The organism is Trinickia symbiotica (assembly GCF_003028655.1).
In the GTDB taxonomy this organism is placed as follows: Bacteria; Pseudomonadota; Gammaproteobacteria; order Burkholderiales; family Burkholderiaceae; genus Trinickia; species Trinickia symbiotica_A.
The window spans coordinates 29,325-45,881 of the sequence record NZ_PYUC01000009.1; the positions used below are offsets into that span (position 1 = coordinate 29,325).

The 16,557-nt window shown below is 60.0% G+C and carries 16 protein-coding genes, 1 pseudogene and 1 riboswitch; of the genes and pseudogenes, 15 read left to right on the top strand and 2 right to left on the bottom strand.

The genetic code is table 11. The annotated features are described in order from the left end of the window. The first annotated feature begins 42 nt into the window (after positions 1-42). From C9I57_RS18490 to C9I57_RS18505, 4 genes and pseudogenes are all read left to right on the top strand, one after another. Positions 43-1,161, top strand: a complete 1,119-nt coding sequence (locus tag C9I57_RS18490; RefSeq protein WP_107152109.1) for a mandelate racemase/muconate lactonizing enzyme family protein — start codon at positions 43-45, stop codon at positions 1,159-1,161. A gap of 16 nt (positions 1,162-1,177) precedes the next feature. Beyond that, positions 1,178-1,267, top strand: a riboswitch (glycine riboswitch). A 149-nt stretch (positions 1,268-1,416) separates the two neighbouring features. Next, positions 1,417-1,929 (top strand): annotated as a pseudogene (locus C9I57_RS32460) (FAD-dependent oxidoreductase); the annotation flags it as partial. 74 nt (positions 1,930-2,003) lie between these two features. Further along, on the top strand, positions 2,004-2,912 hold the full coding sequence (locus C9I57_RS18500) for an HTH-type transcriptional regulator ArgP (RefSeq protein WP_181321885.1): 909 nt from the start codon (positions 2,004-2,006) through the stop codon (positions 2,910-2,912). A 61-nt stretch (positions 2,913-2,973) separates the two neighbouring features. Continuing rightward, positions 2,974-4,353: an MFS transporter gene (locus C9I57_RS18505; protein WP_440130227.1), complete on the top strand. Its 1,380-nt coding sequence runs from the start codon at positions 2,974-2,976 to the stop codon at positions 4,351-4,353. Positions 4,354-4,435: 82 nt separating this feature from the next. On the opposite strand, the gene C9I57_RS18510 is transcribed toward C9I57_RS18505, so the two are convergent. Then, positions 4,436-5,674 (bottom strand): sodium:solute symporter, encoded by a 1,239-nt coding sequence (locus tag C9I57_RS18510; protein ID WP_107152111.1) that lies wholly within the window; start codon positions 5,672-5,674, stop codon positions 4,436-4,438. Further along, a complete protein-coding gene (locus C9I57_RS18515) occupies positions 5,661-6,617 on the bottom strand; it encodes a fatty acid desaturase family protein (protein ID WP_107152112.1) in 957 nt (318 codons plus the stop codon). Before C9I57_RS18515 ends, C9I57_RS18510 begins: the two co-directional genes overlap by 14 nt. 416 nt (positions 6,618-7,033) lie before the next feature. Here C9I57_RS18515 and argP point away from each other — a divergent pair, with 416 nt between their 5' ends. The 11 genes from argP (at position 7,034) to virB5 (ending at position 16,467) form a co-directional block, all read left to right on the top strand. Then, a complete protein-coding gene (argP, locus tag C9I57_RS18520) occupies positions 7,034-7,942 on the top strand; it encodes an HTH-type transcriptional regulator ArgP (RefSeq protein WP_107152113.1) in 909 nt (302 codons plus the stop codon). A 300-nt stretch (positions 7,943-8,242) separates the two neighbouring features. After that, a complete protein-coding gene (locus C9I57_RS33295; protein WP_258187713.1) occupies positions 8,243-8,470 on the top strand; it encodes a hypothetical protein in 228 nt (75 codons plus the stop codon). Positions 8,471-8,841: 371 nt separating this feature from the next. Beyond that, complete coding sequence (locus tag C9I57_RS18535; RefSeq protein ID WP_258187714.1) at positions 8,842-9,345, top strand: hypothetical protein; 504 nt, start codon at positions 8,842-8,844, stop codon at positions 9,343-9,345. A gap of 117 nt (positions 9,346-9,462) precedes the next feature. Further along, positions 9,463-9,696, top strand: coding sequence for a helix-turn-helix transcriptional regulator (locus tag C9I57_RS18540; protein WP_107152116.1), 234 nt, complete (start codon positions 9,463-9,465; stop codon positions 9,694-9,696). Between the two features lie 500 nt (positions 9,697-10,196). Continuing rightward, the gene (locus C9I57_RS18550) at positions 10,197-10,769 is read left to right on the top strand and encodes a hypothetical protein (RefSeq protein WP_107152117.1); all 573 of its coding nucleotides are present in this window, start codon (positions 10,197-10,199) and stop codon (positions 10,767-10,769) included. Then, positions 10,769-11,413 (top strand): lytic transglycosylase domain-containing protein, encoded by a 645-nt coding sequence (locus C9I57_RS18555; protein WP_107152334.1) that lies wholly within the window; start codon positions 10,769-10,771, stop codon positions 11,411-11,413. The genes C9I57_RS18550 and C9I57_RS18555 overlap by 1 nt, the downstream gene beginning before the upstream one ends. A gap of 56 nt (positions 11,414-11,469) precedes the next feature. After that, positions 11,470-11,814 (top strand): TrbC/VirB2 family protein, encoded by a 345-nt coding sequence (locus C9I57_RS18560; protein ID WP_107152118.1) that lies wholly within the window; start codon positions 11,470-11,472, stop codon positions 11,812-11,814. Between the two features lie 17 nt (positions 11,815-11,831). Further along, positions 11,832-12,152, top strand: a complete 321-nt coding sequence (locus C9I57_RS18565; RefSeq protein WP_107152119.1) for a type IV secretion system protein VirB3 — start codon at positions 11,832-11,834, stop codon at positions 12,150-12,152. A gap of 1 nt (position 12,153) precedes the next feature. Beyond that, positions 12,154-14,592: a VirB4 family type IV secretion/conjugal transfer ATPase gene (locus tag C9I57_RS18570; protein ID WP_107152120.1), complete on the top strand. Its 2,439-nt coding sequence runs from the start codon at positions 12,154-12,156 to the stop codon at positions 14,590-14,592. Continuing rightward, positions 14,589-15,755, top strand: a complete 1,167-nt coding sequence (locus tag C9I57_RS18575) for a type IV secretion system protein (protein WP_107152121.1) — start codon at positions 14,589-14,591, stop codon at positions 15,753-15,755. The genes C9I57_RS18570 and C9I57_RS18575 overlap by 4 nt, the downstream gene beginning before the upstream one ends. Positions 15,756-15,771: 16 nt before the next feature. Next, positions 15,772-16,467 (top strand): P-type DNA transfer protein VirB5, encoded by a 696-nt coding sequence (virB5, locus tag C9I57_RS18580; RefSeq protein WP_107152335.1) that lies wholly within the window; start codon positions 15,772-15,774, stop codon positions 16,465-16,467. The last annotated feature ends 90 nt before the right edge of the window (positions 16,468-16,557 follow it).

Genomic DNA, 16,557 nt, shown 5'->3' on the forward strand with positions numbered 1-16,557 from the left:
CCGGTTCAGCCGCGGCGACAGCCGGAATCCATCGAGACATATATGAAGATCAGCAAAATTGCTCTTTATAGCTATAAGTTCCAGTATCGAGCTGGAGACTACACATTTCGGCCAAAACCGGTAGAAGATCGCGTGAATGATAGCACTGTGGTCGTGTTGGAAACCGATGCCGGTCTCTTCGGAGTCGGCGAGACATGCCCGTTAAGGCCTACCTATTTGCCGTCGACGCCGGAAAGCGCGCGAGCCGGGCTCAGTATTCTGGCTAAGGCTCTCGTCGGTGTTGACGCCGTTGGGCCAAGAGCAATCTACCGGGCGATGGATGACACACTCAATGGCTTTCCTGAGGCAAAATCGGCGATTGATGTCGCCGCATGGGATCTGTTGGGAAAAGCTGCAAATCTTCCCTGTTATGCGTTATTCGGAGGAAAGCAAAATGATGGCGTGCCGGTATTCGAGACGATTGGGCCGGAAGAGCCGGAAGAGATGGTCGCGAACCTGGAGGCAATGCGCAGGCGCGGAACAAAGGTATTTCAGCTATCGATGGGCCGCGGTTTCGAGGAGGACGTGCATCGCCTCCGTTCGCTCATAAAGTGCATCGCACCGGGGGAACGGGTAACTATCGATGCGAATCGCAGATGCACAGGCGAACAAGCGATTCGAGTAGTCAATGGTATTTTGGATCTGACGCACGGAAAAGATATTTGGATCGAGCAGCCCTGTAAGACCTATGCGGAATCGCGTTATGTCCGTTCACGAATTGGGCTTCCGATGTTGCTCGACGAGGTCATAAACGATTCAGAAGACCTTTTAAGCGCGGTTTATGAAAGATCGCTTGATGGCGTGGTCACTAAGCTTTCGCATGTCGGCGGACCCAGCAGGGTCCTTGATCTCATCGCAATTGCCGCTAGTGGCGGCGTGAAAGTGAGGATCGAAGATACGTCCGGCAGCGCAATAGCGAGAGCCGCTTCGGCACACCTAGCAAGTGTGATCCCACGCGACGGCATCTTTGCAACATACGCTTTCCCCGAAAGCGACTTCAAGCTTGGCGTCGAAGGTGGAATCCTCTCGGATGGGATACTGCGTCCAACCGGTAGGGCCGGTCTGGGAGTCGAACTGGATATGACAGCTCTCGGTGAGCCATTGGCAGTTTATTCGGCATAGGCTAACGCTGTTCGATTGTTGCAGCGCGGGAGAGGTCGTCCATCGAGACGACGCCGACGGAGCAACCGCCCCGGAGACTCTCAGGCAAAAGGACCGCACTGCGGGAACATCTGGAGAGAGGCGCCAAATGCGCCCACCGAAGGGGAGCCCGTCGCTGTTGCAAGGGGACGGGCGAACCTCCCAGGTTCATGGACGGACGGGGCGTATGCGCCGGTTTTTTGGGGCCGGCGATGATCAACACCACTGAGCCATGCCATGTCAAGAATCGCCATCGTCCCGATCATCGGCGCCGGTATCGCTGGCTTCATGACTGCTTATGCCCTCGCGTGCAGAGGTTATCGTGTCGTCGTTCTCGAATGGACCGGTATGCAGCCATGGAGGCATCGTTTGCGAATGGCGGACAACTGTCCGCCAGTAAAGCGGAAGTCTGGAATAGCCGTGCGCCCGGCTAGGCCGGCACAAATACAGCTAACCGCGCAAATGGCAATTGCTGTGCGCAAACGCCTCTTTCCCCTGCTGCTCGCGAGGACATTCAGTTCGATCACGAGCCGCGTCGAATCCTGCATTTCTGCGCGACCCGGCAGGCGTTTAATGCAGCGATGAAAGTCAATGCGCTGCGGCGGTAGGGTGGCTCGATCGACGACCGGTGAGTCCGAAAGAGATTCGCTCGATCGAACCTACGCTGCACGGGACTTTTACGGTGGCTGTTTTAAGGAATCTGATTTGACGGGTGATATTCACAAGTTCTCGCGAGGCCTTGCGAGCGCCTGAGATGTGTCCCTTTCCAGGTGAGTTATCGAAGACGTCGAGGAGTGGAGGTGAAAGCAGATATTGTGTTGGATATGATTCAGCTCGAAACGTTTGCCACAGTGGTCGAATACCGGAATTTCACACGGGCCGCGGAAGCTTTAAATATATCGCGTGGCGTGCCTTCACGTCGGGTCATCGATCTTGAGGAGACTCTTGGGACACGGCTGCTAATCCGGGAACCAATGCTGGCGCCGACAAAGGCGGGAGAAGAAGTCCTGCGGTATTACATGTCGGTGCGACTTCTGCATGACGCGCTGCTTCGACGCGTCGTGCCTGGCAGTGTGGCCACCACGGCTGTGGCGCTAGCCGTGAATGCTGATTCACTCGCCACGTGGTTTGGTCCCGTGGCGCGGGAACTTGCCCGTCGTCACGTCGCGCTCGAGCTCGTTGTTGACGATCAGGACCATACGCTTGAAGCCCTTGCGCGCGGTGACGTCAAGGGCTGCCTGTCAACGCAGCGAAAGGCGGTTGACGGCTTCGTGGCCGAACCGGTTGGCCAGATGCGTTATCAATGTGTGGCGACACCCCGATTTATGGCCGAGCACTTTGCTGATGGTGTGATCTTGCAGAAAGTGCTCAAGGCCACAGCCGTACTGTTCAACCGGAAGGACACGCTTCACGACATCTTTCTCGAGTCGCGCTTCGGGATGTCCGTAAGCAGATACCTCAAGCATTATTTTCCGTCGCCAACGGCGTTGCTCGATGCGATTCTCGATGACCTCGGCTACGGCCTCGTGCCGGCGATGCAGGCCGACCCGTTAATACAGTCTGGCAAGTTGGTGGCAGTTGCTCCAGGACACGATGTGCCGATTGATCTTTACTGGCATCGCTGGAAGGAGGAACCTGAGCCGCTTGCAGAAATCAGCAAGCTGGTTGTGGAAGCTGCACGCCGGAGCCTGGATCAGGCAGGCGCAACGAAGGAGGCTGCAGGTGGCGCGTGAACCTGGCGGGCCCGGTCACCCTAATTCGGCGCGGGCTCCGGGGGCTTTCGTCTCGACGCTTATTGTAGCTTGCGCTTTTTTCATGGAAGCCGTGGATGCGAACATCCTCGTTACGGCACTGCCTGCGATGGCGCGCGGGTTTGGAAGTGATCCGGTTTCGCTGAAAATCGCGATCACAAGTTACGTGGTGAGCCTTGGCGTTTTCATTCCAGTATGCGGTTGGCTCGCCGATCGTTTCAGCGCACGAACGGTGTTCCGAACGGCTATTGGCATCTTTGTCAGTGGATCCCTTATGTGCGCCGCATCGTCCTCGTTGCACATGTTCACGTTCGCCCGTTTCGTACAAGGCATCGGCGGTGCGATGATGGTGCCGGTAGGCCGCATTATCGTTGTGCGAGCTTTGCCCAGGAGCGAATTTCTGCGCGCCATGAACTGGTTGAGCGTGACATGGATAGTCGGACCGGTCATCGCTCCGCTTCTAGGCGGTTTCATCACCACCTATCTGCACTGGCGGCTGATGTTCTTTGTCAACGTGCCGATCGGGGTGTTGGGCATGTTTCTGAGCAGTCGCTACATTGCGAGCACGCAGGAGCCGGACCCAGGCGCGTTTGACTGGACAGGCTCCGTCCTTTCAGCATCGGGGGCGTCGCTTATGCTACTCGGACTCTCGCTGGTGGGCAGTGACCTTGTCGCAGACTCGACCGCCTGGCAGATGTTCCTTGCAGGTAGCGTTCCGCTCGGGCTCTACGTGCTCCATGCGCGACGCGCTGAACTGCCGGTACTGGATTTGCGACTTTTCGAGATTCCCACCTTTCGCGCGAGCGTGCTCGGCGGCTCGATGTTTCGCATTGGATATGGCGCGGTGCCCTTCCTGCTGCCACTCTCGCTACAGGAAGGGCTTGGGATGACGGCATTTCAGTCGGGTCTTATCACCTGCGCCTCAGCATTTGGAAGCATGTTCATGCGGCCACTGACGTCCCTGACGCTTCGCAGGCTTGGATTTCGCACTGTGCTGGTGTACAACGCAGCGCTCTCAAGCATCGCGCTTGCCGCCTTAGGGACTTTTTCCCCCAGCACTTCGCACACAGCCATCTGGTTTATCGTCCTTGTTGGTGGCTTTTTCTCCGCACTACAGTTCACCAGTCTGAATTCACTCATGTATGCCGATATCGCCGGCAGCGATGTCGGCCGTGCCACGAGCCTGGGCAGCGTCGTGCAGCAGACGTCGCTGGGCCTCGGGGTCGCTGTCGGGGGTATCATTCTGCAGATCTCCCGCGCCGTGCATGGTCACACCCATGTCATGTCGCCGGACTTTTGGCTCGCGTTTCTCGTCGCCGGCGTTTTCTCGCTCGGTTCCATTCCACTCGTCCGCCGTCTTCCCGCTGACGCGGGTGATGAAATTGCACGCGGGACCATGAGTTCGGTAGCGGAGCGTCGTTGAAGCGCTCGGGAGCGCTGCCCATCGCAAGCGTCGCCGGAGCGCGCCAGGGGCCCTCCGGCTGTTGTACTAGGTTGCCCGATTTTCATGACCCGACGCTGCGGCGAAGCGTGGCGAGCTGCCATGCGAAGAGCGCGCAAGCGGACGCGGTGATCCCGGCCGGAAGTGGGAGCCAGAGAGGAAGACCGCCTATACCGCTGGAGGTCATTACCGCAACGAGTAACGAAACTATGGCCCCCGAAACCAGCATTATGGATGCGCAACGTGGCGCGACCTGTCGTCCGGCCTGTTGAAGGACAAACAGTAATCCGACAGCCGCAACATAAATGACGTTTAACGAGACGATGGTCGAGACGATCGCCTGGCCGTCAGTCGCGATTGCGCATCCCGACGCGATGATCAGCAGGCGCCACCAGTGGTCATGGCGATCATTGCCGGGCAGCAACCCTTCTGATGCGCATGCCATCGCGCGGGTGATCGCGGTGCCCGAGCCGAGCGCAGCAAGCAGAATTACACTGATGCACAGAGATCCCAACGGCCCGCCGGTTTGCAGCATTAGCCAGGGGATAGCGCTGGCGGCATCGGTCAGACCGATCAGCTTGCCGGCGTGGAGTGCTGCGATAACAGTGGCGGCCGGAAGAAAGCCCGTCACCATGAGAAAGACACCGGCAAGCACGCAGCCGACCCATGCATCCCGCGGTCGGCGCGCCGCAATGACGAACTGTTGATAGTCCGATCCAGTGATCACCAGGAACCCCACTGCGGCGATGGTCACCAGAGTCTCCGCCCGTGGCGCTGTGCGTATTTGACCGATGAACGACGGCCATGCATGAAGGTACGTTGGCACGCCGTTGGACGCGGCGAGCGAATGCAGGAGCGCAATATTCGTCGCCATCAGGCAACTCGCGAAGAGCGTCGCGGCCATGCCGAGTTCAATCGAAGACATTACCAGCAACGCAGCGGCAATCACTGCCAGCGCATGGGTTGCAGGGAGACCCGCCGCAACAAGCACGGCGATGCCACCGTGGATCTGGGCGGCGAGCACGCCGGACATCCAGACCAGAGAGAGGAGTGCCACGAGCTTGCGCACGGCCGACCCGTAGCGCTCACCGAACGCGTCCCAGATGAGTTGGCGTGTCCGCCACAGTGCTGGCGCGGCAAGCGCGAGCACCAGCATGCCGAACGCCGTCACGATCGCATACAGGCTGCCCGCCATCCCGCCGCGGACGGCCATCTCGCCGGAGCCGAGCAGGAATGCGACGCCGTAGCTAGCCGAGACGAGTAGTGTACCGACACCGACGGCACTGAGCTTACGTTGCGTCATGGCGTCCTCCAGTAGAGAGTTCCCATTCATGGACGACCGCGTCAGCGCCGCGAAAATACGTGTGGCAAACCTTGGCCAGGCCAACGAAGGCGGGCAACTCCAGAAGCTTGCGCTGCGCGTTAGCGAGACGATGATAGGGAATCGATGGCATGAGATGATGCGTGAGGTGATAGCCGTTGTTGTGCGGATGAATGATCCACCGCCAGAGGCTGCGCGAAGAGACATCCCGCGTGTAATTGAATATCCCGCCGGGAAGTAGGCCGAAATGATCGCAAAGCTCGCGAAATGTGGTGATGAGGTGAAAGACAGTGGCCCTCGCCAGCATCCACGCACCAAGGAAGAACGTCGCCGCATGCAGTCCCAGCACGAGCGACATGACGCCGAGCAGGAGGGTCCACCATGCAACGATACCAAACCACTTTGTGAAGCTCAGCCTTAATAGGTGTAGATGACCAAACAGGGAGCTCAACCACGCGGCAGGCATGACGAGCGCCCTGCAGTAAGGCTGCCACCACGCGTAACCTGGCTCGCGATGTAGGGCAATGTAATCAGGATCGCGCTTGGGGTCTCCCAGCCAGGCGTGGTGACGGGCGTGGAGTTCGCGATAGAGCGCGAGACTGTTGAACAGCGCCGGCGCGATGAACAGCCGCGCGAGTGAGTCGTTGAGTTGAAACGATCGTGCGAGGTTGCGGTGTGCGGCATCGTGAAGGAGGTTGCCGAGCGCGCGTTGCCGGTTCCCGATCCATACGACGGTGACCGGGGCCGACCACCATCCGAAACGATGCAGGCATAACATGGCCAGGGCAACGCACAGCCAGTCGAAAAAGATATCGATGCTCACCCTGAGCGCGTCAGGGGATGTCATGTTCTTTTGGATAGCGCTCCATTCCGGGAAGCTCGAGCGGATGAAATCCTGATCGCTCATCACGGCGTGGTGATTCATGGATAATCTCCGTGGTTAACGAACGCGCCACCTGTCGATGGATCGTTCGTCCAGCGCACAGAAATGGCAGCAAGGAGCTTTGATCATAGGAAAGGATGGCGCGTGTTACTGCGGTGTCGCGCAAATGTGTACAACGTCGCTTTTTCCAAAGCGAGATACGGGAGCAATCGCATTCCAGCGTAACCTTCATGCCCGAGGCCGCTGAATCGAGTGCAACGTGGAGATCCGTGTCCGGGTGTTCTGCTGGTCTTCAGTCGGCGATCTGGAAAGTCGATCGTCAGCACTGTCGGGTGGTGCGGGAATCGGCGACTCAATGCGCTTCGGGGCGGGAGTCCGCCTCCACTGCGACATGTGTCCCGGTGCATGCAAGGGACTTATCGACACGGCCGTGTGGCGCAAAACACACAACCCATTTCATGAACTTCGATTCCCTGCAACTCAAAACGTTTGCTGTCGTCGTCGAGACCGGCAATTATGGTCGGGCCGCAAAGTTATTGAACGTTTCAAGAGGAGCTGTCTCTCAGCGGATCATCTCGCTGGAGGACAAATTCGGAACCAGGTTGCTTATCCGCAAGAGTATGACGCCGACTCACGCCGGCGAGCGGCTTCTCGAGCACATTCAGAAGCAAAAGCTTCTGGAGGCCGATACCCTGGAGCGAATGAAGCCCTGTGCCGGTAGCCGGGTGAGGGTTGGTATTGCGGTCAACGCCGACTCGCTGGCGACATGGTTTGGACCCGTCGCTTGCGCCATTGCGAAAGAAAACGTCGCGCTCGAACTCATCGTCGATGATCAGGATCATACGTTGTCTGTATTGGCTCGCGGCGAGGCGATGGGGTGCATTTCGACAGCGCGTGCTGCGCCGCCCGGATTTGTGGCGGAACCGATCGGGGCGATGGAATATCAATGCGTGGCGACACCGCCATTTGTCGAAGCGAATTTTGCTCACGGGCTGAACCTGGGAGATGTGCTGGCTGCCCCGGCGGTATTGTTCAACCGGAAGGACGCATTGCACGCCAAATTCTTGGAGCAAGTGCTCGGCTTTCCCGTAACGGGCTATGCCACGCATCACTTTCCGTCTCCGGAGGCATTGCTGATGGCGATCTGCATGGGCGTCGGATACGGTCTCGTGCCAGCTCTGCAGGTCGAACCCTTGATTCATTCTGGCGACCTAGTGGTACTCGCGCCGTATAGCAAGCTTGCAGTGAGCCTCTATTGGCATCACTGGAAGTCGGCGCTGCCCGCAGCGCGCGCGATCAGCGACGCAATCCTGCGTGAGGCGCGGCGGATTTTGACGCAACCGTGCCTACGTCGCGAACCCGGGTAGAAAGGACATTGGCTGCCGGGCAAGGTCTCGAGCCGGCTACACGCTCTGTGGCATCATCTCCATCCGACACCCGCCATGCAGAGCGGTTGCGGAGAAACCGAGCAAGCAAAGGAGCAAGGCGTCTTTGAGATGCGCCCGGTCGCAGGGGATGAATTGCGAAGGTACCGAGAGGCAAACCGGGGGTGAATAAGACCTGATCAAACTATGCGCGGTGCTCCGCCCTATGATGGCCGAGGCCATCTACGTCTACTGTTCGTTTCTCGACTTTGTTCTGGGGGCAGGTTGCGGGCGTTCTGTACCATGCGCGAGCAGGAAGGACTGACAGGCGTGGTCGAGCGCTCAGAAGTGGACCGCTTGGGTCTCTCTTATGCGTTCGAGGCCCGTCTCATTACCCTGTCTGTGCACTCCAGTCCCGAGGCCGTTGGATTGATCGCGGTTATCAGCCGCGAGCTTGCCGACGCCGCGGTTCCGTGCAATGTGATTGCCGGTATCACCATGATTACCTCCTCATTCCCGTCGATCGGCTGATGACGCGATGGCATTGCTTTACGAAATCGCCGCCGATTCTTTCACGTAATGGTTCGGTCGAGAAAACTGCGGCTGCGGCTTTTTTCAAATCGTCGGTTAGTTTTTCTTGACCGCAAACAGATCGATTCGATGTGGGTGGCTACGGCTTGCCTGAGCGCATCCTATTCAATAGGATCTTTCTTTAGAAAAAGTAGAGAAATGATGGGCCATCAAGGAGCGAGTGCCAGCATGTCAGATCCCGTTGCGTTGATATTGGAATAGCGACGCCGGTATCGGAGGCTCTCGCCCGAAGCCGGAGAGCAGCAAGCATGTCCGAATCGACCAATGAATGTCCGGAAGAAAGCGCGCGGGAAACCGATATGCCGCCGCACTTGGACGACTGGCGCCGACAAACCGAAGCATGCCGGGCGCTGATCGAGCGCCTGACCGAGCGCCTGCGAAAACGTGACCGCCGCATCGCATTGCTGGAAACTGCGCTCGCTCGGACGGTCCTCATGCATCACGTCTGGACGTCGCATCTTGAGCGCAAACTCGAGCGGTCATCTGCGTCCGGTACACCCACGGAAGCGAGCGTACAGGGGCTTTCCGGTGGTGCCTCTGCTACCGCTTCGTTCGCGGACGAGACGGCACACGGTGTCGTCGTGCATCTTCCGCATCTCACGCGCACTCTCGAGGCGCTCTTCGACGTGATGCGTGAGCACTGGTCGGACTGGGATCCGGATCACCCGCCTAAATCTTCTACCGTTGCACGCGCCATAGACGAAAAGCTCGGTTTGAAAGCACAAGCCAACGGGGAAGCGTCACGCAGTGCGCAGACTTTCGCCGCCGCGCTGAGGCCCGATTCGGTCAACGAACTGGACGGTCGCCACCGTTGATGCCAGGTCTCTGACGGTATGTTCTGACGGCATGACGGAATTGCCCGTCAGGGTGATCCACTGCTTCAATGGGACCCATGCAGTAGCTCATACGGACCAGGCAGTTGGAGGTTGAACATGCCAGCGCAATTGCGAGCAGCGGGTGCCATTTTACGCCGCACACAGGTCGAAATCGAAGTCGGCCTGAAGCGCTCCACCATCTATCAGAGAATGCAGGAAGGGACATTCCCACGTCCGGTTCGGCTTGGCGAGCGGGCTGTGGGCTGGCGCGCTGCCGATATCGAGCGGTTTCTCGAGGACCCGGCCGGATATCGGGCCTCGCGATCCGAAGATGAGGCCCGCGATGAATGAACCGCGAGCTGTCTCGTCGATCGATGCACGGCTGGATAACTGGGCAAGCGCATCTCGCGGCCGATACGACCCAATTGACGCCGCTCTTGTCGAGCGTGCGTGGCAGCGGTTGGCACCTTGCCAAAAGGAGCTGCTTCGTATGGCGTATCAGTGGCGCGCGGGGCGCGAAGTGATTTGCCGGCGGCTTAGGATTCCGCGGCGTCCGTGGCATAGATACGAGCTTGAACTTGCTTCTGCGAAGCAGAGTCTCGCGAGCCTGCTGGCAGCGAAGGCGTGACGTCGCCGAAGTAACTGAACAATTTATTCCGGTCAACGTGCGAGAGCACGACCGAGTGCGCGCGAGCGGCCCCGATGTACCGACGTATGCGCACACAGCCAGTCTCGATCTGATGCAGAAGTCCGATCCCCCTTGAGCCCGCGGTAAGCCTCCCCGGCGCCGCGGGTTCCTTTTTCCGCGCATCTGTCTTGTTGCATCGGTGCAAATCGATGGAAGACAGATCATGAAGACGTGTCTCATAGCGTGGAAGAGTCGCGGTGGAACCGCGATGCAAGGAGCGATGCGCGGGTGGTGGCTGGGCCTTGCCTTACTCTCGGGCGGCGCGCTTTTTGTGCCGGGTGTTGCACGTGCGGACGACTGGGGTTGTCAGGTCATTCTCTGTCTGTCGAACCCGGGTGGTCCCGAGCAATACAGCGAATGCGTTCCACCGATCGAAAGGCTGTGGCGCGCGCTGCGTCACGGCGATCCTTTCCCAACCTGCGACTTCGGTGCCGGGGGATCGCAAGGCACATCCGCGAGCAACACCTTCGCCAGCAGTGGCTATTGCCGCGAAGATCTCCTGTACTGGGGCGGACCTGAGCAAAGCGAGCTGTTGTGCCGAGCCGCCGGCGCGATCAACGTCGACATCAACAACCAGCTCTTTACCCGCGTCTGGTGGGACGTGGGCGGAATGGGCACCACAGATACCGAATTTTACGGCGCTGGCAGCACGCAGGTGCCCTACGACCCGACACAGTCTGCAACGCTCTTCCTGCAACAGATGGAGCAGGACAGCGGATTGGGCGGGGGGCACTGATCATGCCGCTCGATTTCCTGACGCTAACGCAACAATGCGCCCCGCAGATTTCGCCGACGACGATGGCCGCGGTGGTGCGTGCCGAGTCTGGGTTCAATCCGTACGCGATTGGCGTGGTGCATGGGCGACTGATGCGGCAACCGTCCAGCGAGGCGGAAGCCATGGCAACGGCGCACTCGCTAAGCGCGAGTGGCTGGCGCTTCAGTGTGGGGCTGGCACAGATCAATCGCGCCAACTGGCCACGGTACGGCCTGACCGAGCGGACCGCGTTTGATCCGTGCCGCAACCTGGCTGCGTGTGCTGCGATTCTGCAGGGGTGCTTCCAGCTGGCTCGTCGCGCGCATGCGGACGAGCAGGCGGCGCTTCGCGCGAGTCTGTCCTGCTACGCGAGTGGGGACTTCTCGACCGGCTTTCGTAGCGGTTATGTCGAGCGCGTCGTGAATGACGCGCGGCAACCGGTTCCGGCGACGCCGGTCGTCGTTCCGGCCATCGCGCCGATTCCTGTCATCCCGGTAACGAGCGATTCGTCCGTCAGCCGTATTCAACCTAAGCGCGCAACCGATTCCCGACGAGAGTTGGACCGTAGGGAACTGCCGTCGCCAGAGCGAAGCGAAGAGCCAGTTGAGAGCGCCGTGGTGTTCTAAGGCGTTGACCGGATGGATGGGGCAATTGACGCCGGGGAATTAGATGGGAGCAAGCGATGAAACTGCGAGCGCGAATCAAAGCATGGATGGGGCACGGATCGACGCGTCGAATAAGCGCGAATCGACAGTGGGCCAGAACGGTCTCATTGACCATCTCGGTGTTGTTCGTCGCATCCCCGGCCTGGGCGCAGTTGTCGCAGGTCAACACGCTGCTGAGCACGATCCAGACGACGTTACTTGGCGTTGGGGGAGTGATCTGCTCGATCTCGATCATCTGGGCGGGCTTTCGGATGATGTTCCAGCACGCGCGCTTTGGCGACATCGCCAACGTCTTCATTGGCGGACTATTCGTCGGCTGCGCGACGGTCATTGCCGGCATGCTGATCCCGACGGGCGGCTGATCTTCGGGCGACGAATCATGAACTCTCTCAAAGATCCCGTTTTCAAGGGCTGTACGCGTCCCGCCATGCTGTGGGGTGTGCCGCTTGTGCCGGCTCTTATCACCGGCGGCGGCATGCTGATTCCGGCCATCTGGGCGTTGCTGGCGAGTCCCCCACTGGGCGTCGGCATCCTGTTCTCGATGATTCCGGTGTTCGTGGCGATGCGCATGGTCACGCGCCACGACGACCAGCGCCTTGCGCAGTACGCGTTGCGTCTTCGGATGCGGTTTCAACAAAGAAACCGGCGGTTTTGGGGCACGCATGCCTACACGCCGGTGCGGCTTAAGGGGAGGGCGTGACATGCGCGTTGCCCCTCAATTCGTCGCTGTCGCCAACCGGGAAGTGCCGATCGCTGGCACGATCCCGTATTCGGCCCACGTGACCGATCAAGTCATCAAGACCCGCGAAGGCGACTATCTGCAGATCTGGAAGATCGCAGGAATCTCTTTTGAGGCAGCCGATCCGGCGGACATCGCCGTGCGGCACGACGGATTCAACCAGCTCGTGCGGGCACTGCCCGGTGGCCATGTAGCGCTCTGGACGCATCGGCTGCGCCGGCGCGTCTGGGATCACTTCGCCACTCCGTACGCCAACCGGTTCTGCCAAGAACTCGCAACTCGTTACTACGCGAGCTTTGCCGGGTATCGCATGATGGCTAATGAGCTGTACCTCACGCTCGTCTATCGGCCTAACCGGACGACATTGGGTCGCCTCTTCAGTCGAGCCGCGCGTCGCACGCTCGACGATATCCGGCGTGACCAGCACGAAGCCCTCAAGGTGATGAGCGAGCTCGCCGCTCAGGTGGAGGCGGGGCTCACGCCTTACGACCCGATGGCGCTCGGGGTTTTTTGCAAGCCGAGTCCGTATGCGAGACGCCCGCGCCGGTATTCGTCGGCGCTGGAACTGCTCGGCTATCTCGTCAATGGAGCGTGGGAGACCCAGCCGGTCCCGTCCGGGACGATCCGTGAAGCGTTGCCCACGTCACGCCTCTTCGTGGGCGCCGAAAAGCTCGAGCTCCGTATGCCCGGCGAGACCCGTTTTGCTGCGATGCTCGATTTGAAGGACTACCCGGAAGACACCGAACCGGGAATGCTTAACGGCCTGCTGTATGGCGACTTCGAATACATCGAGACGCAGAGCTTCACGATTCTCGACAAACCGAGCGCCAAGGAGGCGCTCGAGCGGCAGCGCAACCAGTTGATTGCGGGCGAGGATGTGGCCGTCTCGCAGGTCGAGGCCATGGATCAGGCGCTCAACGATCTGATCAACGGTGATTTCGTCCTCGGCGAATATCACTACTCACTCGCGGTGTTCGGCGACACGCTGCACGCGCTCTCTCGAAACGTCGCAAAGGCTCGTACGCAGCTCGCTGACGTCGGTTTCCAGACTGCACTCATCGACCTCGTCGCCGATGCGGCGTGGTTTGCACAACTGCCTGGAAACTGGCGCTATCGGGCGCGCGAGGCGAAGCTCACGTCGCGCAATTTCTGTGGCCTGTCCAGCTTGCACAATTTCTCCACTGGCAAGCGCGAAGGCAATCCGTGGGGCGAGGCGATTACGATCGTGAAGACGCCGAGCGGCCAGCCGCTGTATCTGAATTTCCACGTGACGGCCGAGAAGCAGGACTCTTCCGACGAAAAGGCGCTCGCCAACACCCAGATCATCGGGCAGGCCGGCGCGGGCAAGACGGTGCTTGAACTCTTCCTGCTCGCGATGGCGATGAAGTATGGCATCACGGTGGTGCTTTACGACAAGGACCGCGGCACCGAGATCGGGATCCGTGCAATGGGCGGTGTCTATACGGTCTTCCGCCGTGGCGAGCCGACGGGCTTGAATCCATTCCAGATGGAGCCGACCGAGTTTGTGCTCGACTTCTGGGAGCGGCTGGTGCGCAAGCTCGTCGATACCGGCACGCTGCTGTCTGCGAAAGACGAACTCGATGTCTCGCGGGCGGTTCGTGAGGTCGCCCGTATGGAGAAGCCGCTTCGTCGCCTCTCCATGGTGCGGCAACTCCTGCCCACTGTGGGCGAGAACAGCTTGCACGCGCGTCTTACCAAATGGTGCACAGGTGGCCGGCTTGGTTGGGTGTTCGACAATCCCACCGACCGTATTGAGCTTGCGCAGTCCGGACTGTTCGGGTTTGACGACACTGAACTCCTCGACGACGCGGAGGTTTGCACGCCGGTGACGATGTACCTGCTCCATCGGACCGAGAGCGTAATTGATGGCAGGCGCTTTATCTACGTGATGACGGAATTCTGGAAGCGGCTCGATGATCCCGTCTTCACCGATTTTGCGAAGAACAAGCAGAAGACCATTCGCAAGCAGAACGGGCTCGGAATCTTTGACACGCAGTCGCCCGCCGACGTATTGAAAAGCGACATCGCTCGCGCACTGATCGAGCAAAGCGGGACCTTCTTTTTCCTGCCCAATCCACGGGCCGATCACGACGATTACGTCCACGGGTTCAAGCTTACCGAGGCCGAATTCAACATCGTGCGCAATCTCGGCGAGAACAGCCGCATGTTCCTGGTCAAGCAGGGGCATCAGTCGGCCATCGGCAGGCTGGATCTCAAGGGCCTTGGCGACGTGCTGGACGTGCTCTCCGGCACGACGGATAACGTCGAGCTGCTCGACGCCATTCGCGCGCGAGTGGGTGACGATCCCGATGTTTGGCTGCCGGTGTTCCGTGAGCAGTTGGCAAGGCGTAGAGCGGCGCAGGCGGGAGGGACGCGATGAGCGGCCTCTTTACCGCCATCGGCGGCACGCTCGAGAACGGCATGTCGACCTACGTGACGAACGTGTCGTCCGCGTTGTCAGGAGCACTCGTTCCGGTTGCGACGACAGCAGTCACGATCTGGGTACTCGCGTATGGTCTTGCCATCGTGCGGGGCGAGGCACAGGAGCCAGTGCCGGCTTTTGCGTGGCGAGGACTCAAGGTTGCAGCCATTCTTGCGTTCGCGCTCGGCAGTGGTCTCTATCAGCAGCAGGTGGTGACAGCCATCAATGGTGCCACCGCAGGGCTCGCCCAAACGATCCAGAATGCAGCGAACACGACCGGCGGAGGCAATCCCGGCTGCGGCTCGGCCAGCGGCAGCGCCGTGACGGCGACGAGCGCCACCAGCATCTATCAGACGCTCGACTGCTATGACCAGCAAGTCGATCTGGTGCTGGACGCCTACTCCGTGAAGGCGGCCCATGAGGGGCTGAGCCCCTCAGGCATTGTCGCCGGCATTGGCGACATCGTGTGCGGGTTCATTGCGGCCCTCGGTGGTTCGATCTTCCTCATCGTGCTCGCGTTCGAAGTCGTCATGGCGAGGATGCTGCTCGATCTGGTGCTCGGCATTGGGCCCGTCTTCATCGCCTGCGCAGCGTTTGCCCCGACCGCGCGCTTTTTCGAGGCGTGGACCGCGAAGGTCGCGAACTACGCGCTGTTGCAGGTGCTGGTGGCGGCCTTTCTCGGGATGGCCCTGACAGCGTTTTCAACTGAACTTGCACCGTTTCAGGTGACGAGCGCGCCGCCAGGTTCAAACGCAGGCGCACTCGTCGCTGCCGGCCAGGCCGCCCTCGAGGGTTCGGCCGCATGGGGAGCAGCGCTGGGCATGTTTGCGACCGCTGTTTTCCTGGCGATGGTCGGCTGGCAATTGCCGGCGGTCGCATCCGGTCTTTCCGGCGGCGCGACCCTATCGGGCTTTGGCGCGTTCGTCGCGGGCGTGGCATCTCGCCGCCTCGCCAGCTTGATCGGACGAGCGCTCACCAGTGGCGGGAACGGACCACGGCCTGGCGGCACGATCCGCGACAAGACGGACTCCGGTGGCGGTGGACCGGGAAATTCAGGAGGTGGCACGTTGCCGGCCTATCAGCGGATCGCACGCGCCAACCTCGGGCAACAAGGCATTTGACGTTGAGGTGGTCATCATGACAGGACGATTCAAGTTCGTGGGCGCTGCAATCGTATGGCTGATGCTGTGTTCTTCCAGTCACGCTCAGGGCATCCCGGTCTTCGATGCTCAGAACGTACTCCAGGCCATTGCGACTGTCGGGCAGCTCGAGCAAGAGGTTCAGCAGGAAATTCAGATTTACCAGTCAACCGTCGGTACCCGCGGCTTCGGCGCATTGCTGAATAATCCCGTGCTCGCGAATTCCCTGCCGTCGAACTGGCAGAGCGTCTATACGGCTGTGCAGCAGGGAGGTTACGCGGGGCTCACTGGTAGCGCTCAAGCCTTGCGTTCGGCGAGCGAGATCTACGACTGTGGCGACCAGGCCGGTATCGACCAGCAGGTGTGTCAGCGTGCGCTGAACAAGCCATTCCAGGACAAGGCATTTGGTATGCAGGCGTATCAAACGGAGCTTCAGGAGCTAAACCAGATCCAGAGCCTGATGCAACAGATCGACGTCACCCAGGATCCGAAAGGTATCGCGGAACTGCAGGCGCGCGTGCAGACGGAGACGACGGCGGTTGGCGACGAGATGACGAAGCTGCAGCTCTTCAGGATGCTCGCCGATACGGAGGACAAGCTCGTGGCTGAGCAGCAGAGCGAATTGATTCTGAGTCGGGCAGGCATCACCAGCCGATTGCAGGATCAGATGGCACCGGCTTCGTTCGGAAACTGAGGGGGCGACAATGCGCAACTTTCTCAGAGTATTGCTCCCTATTAGCTTAGTAGTACTAACTAGCGGATGCCATTTCGAGCCACCGAAGCC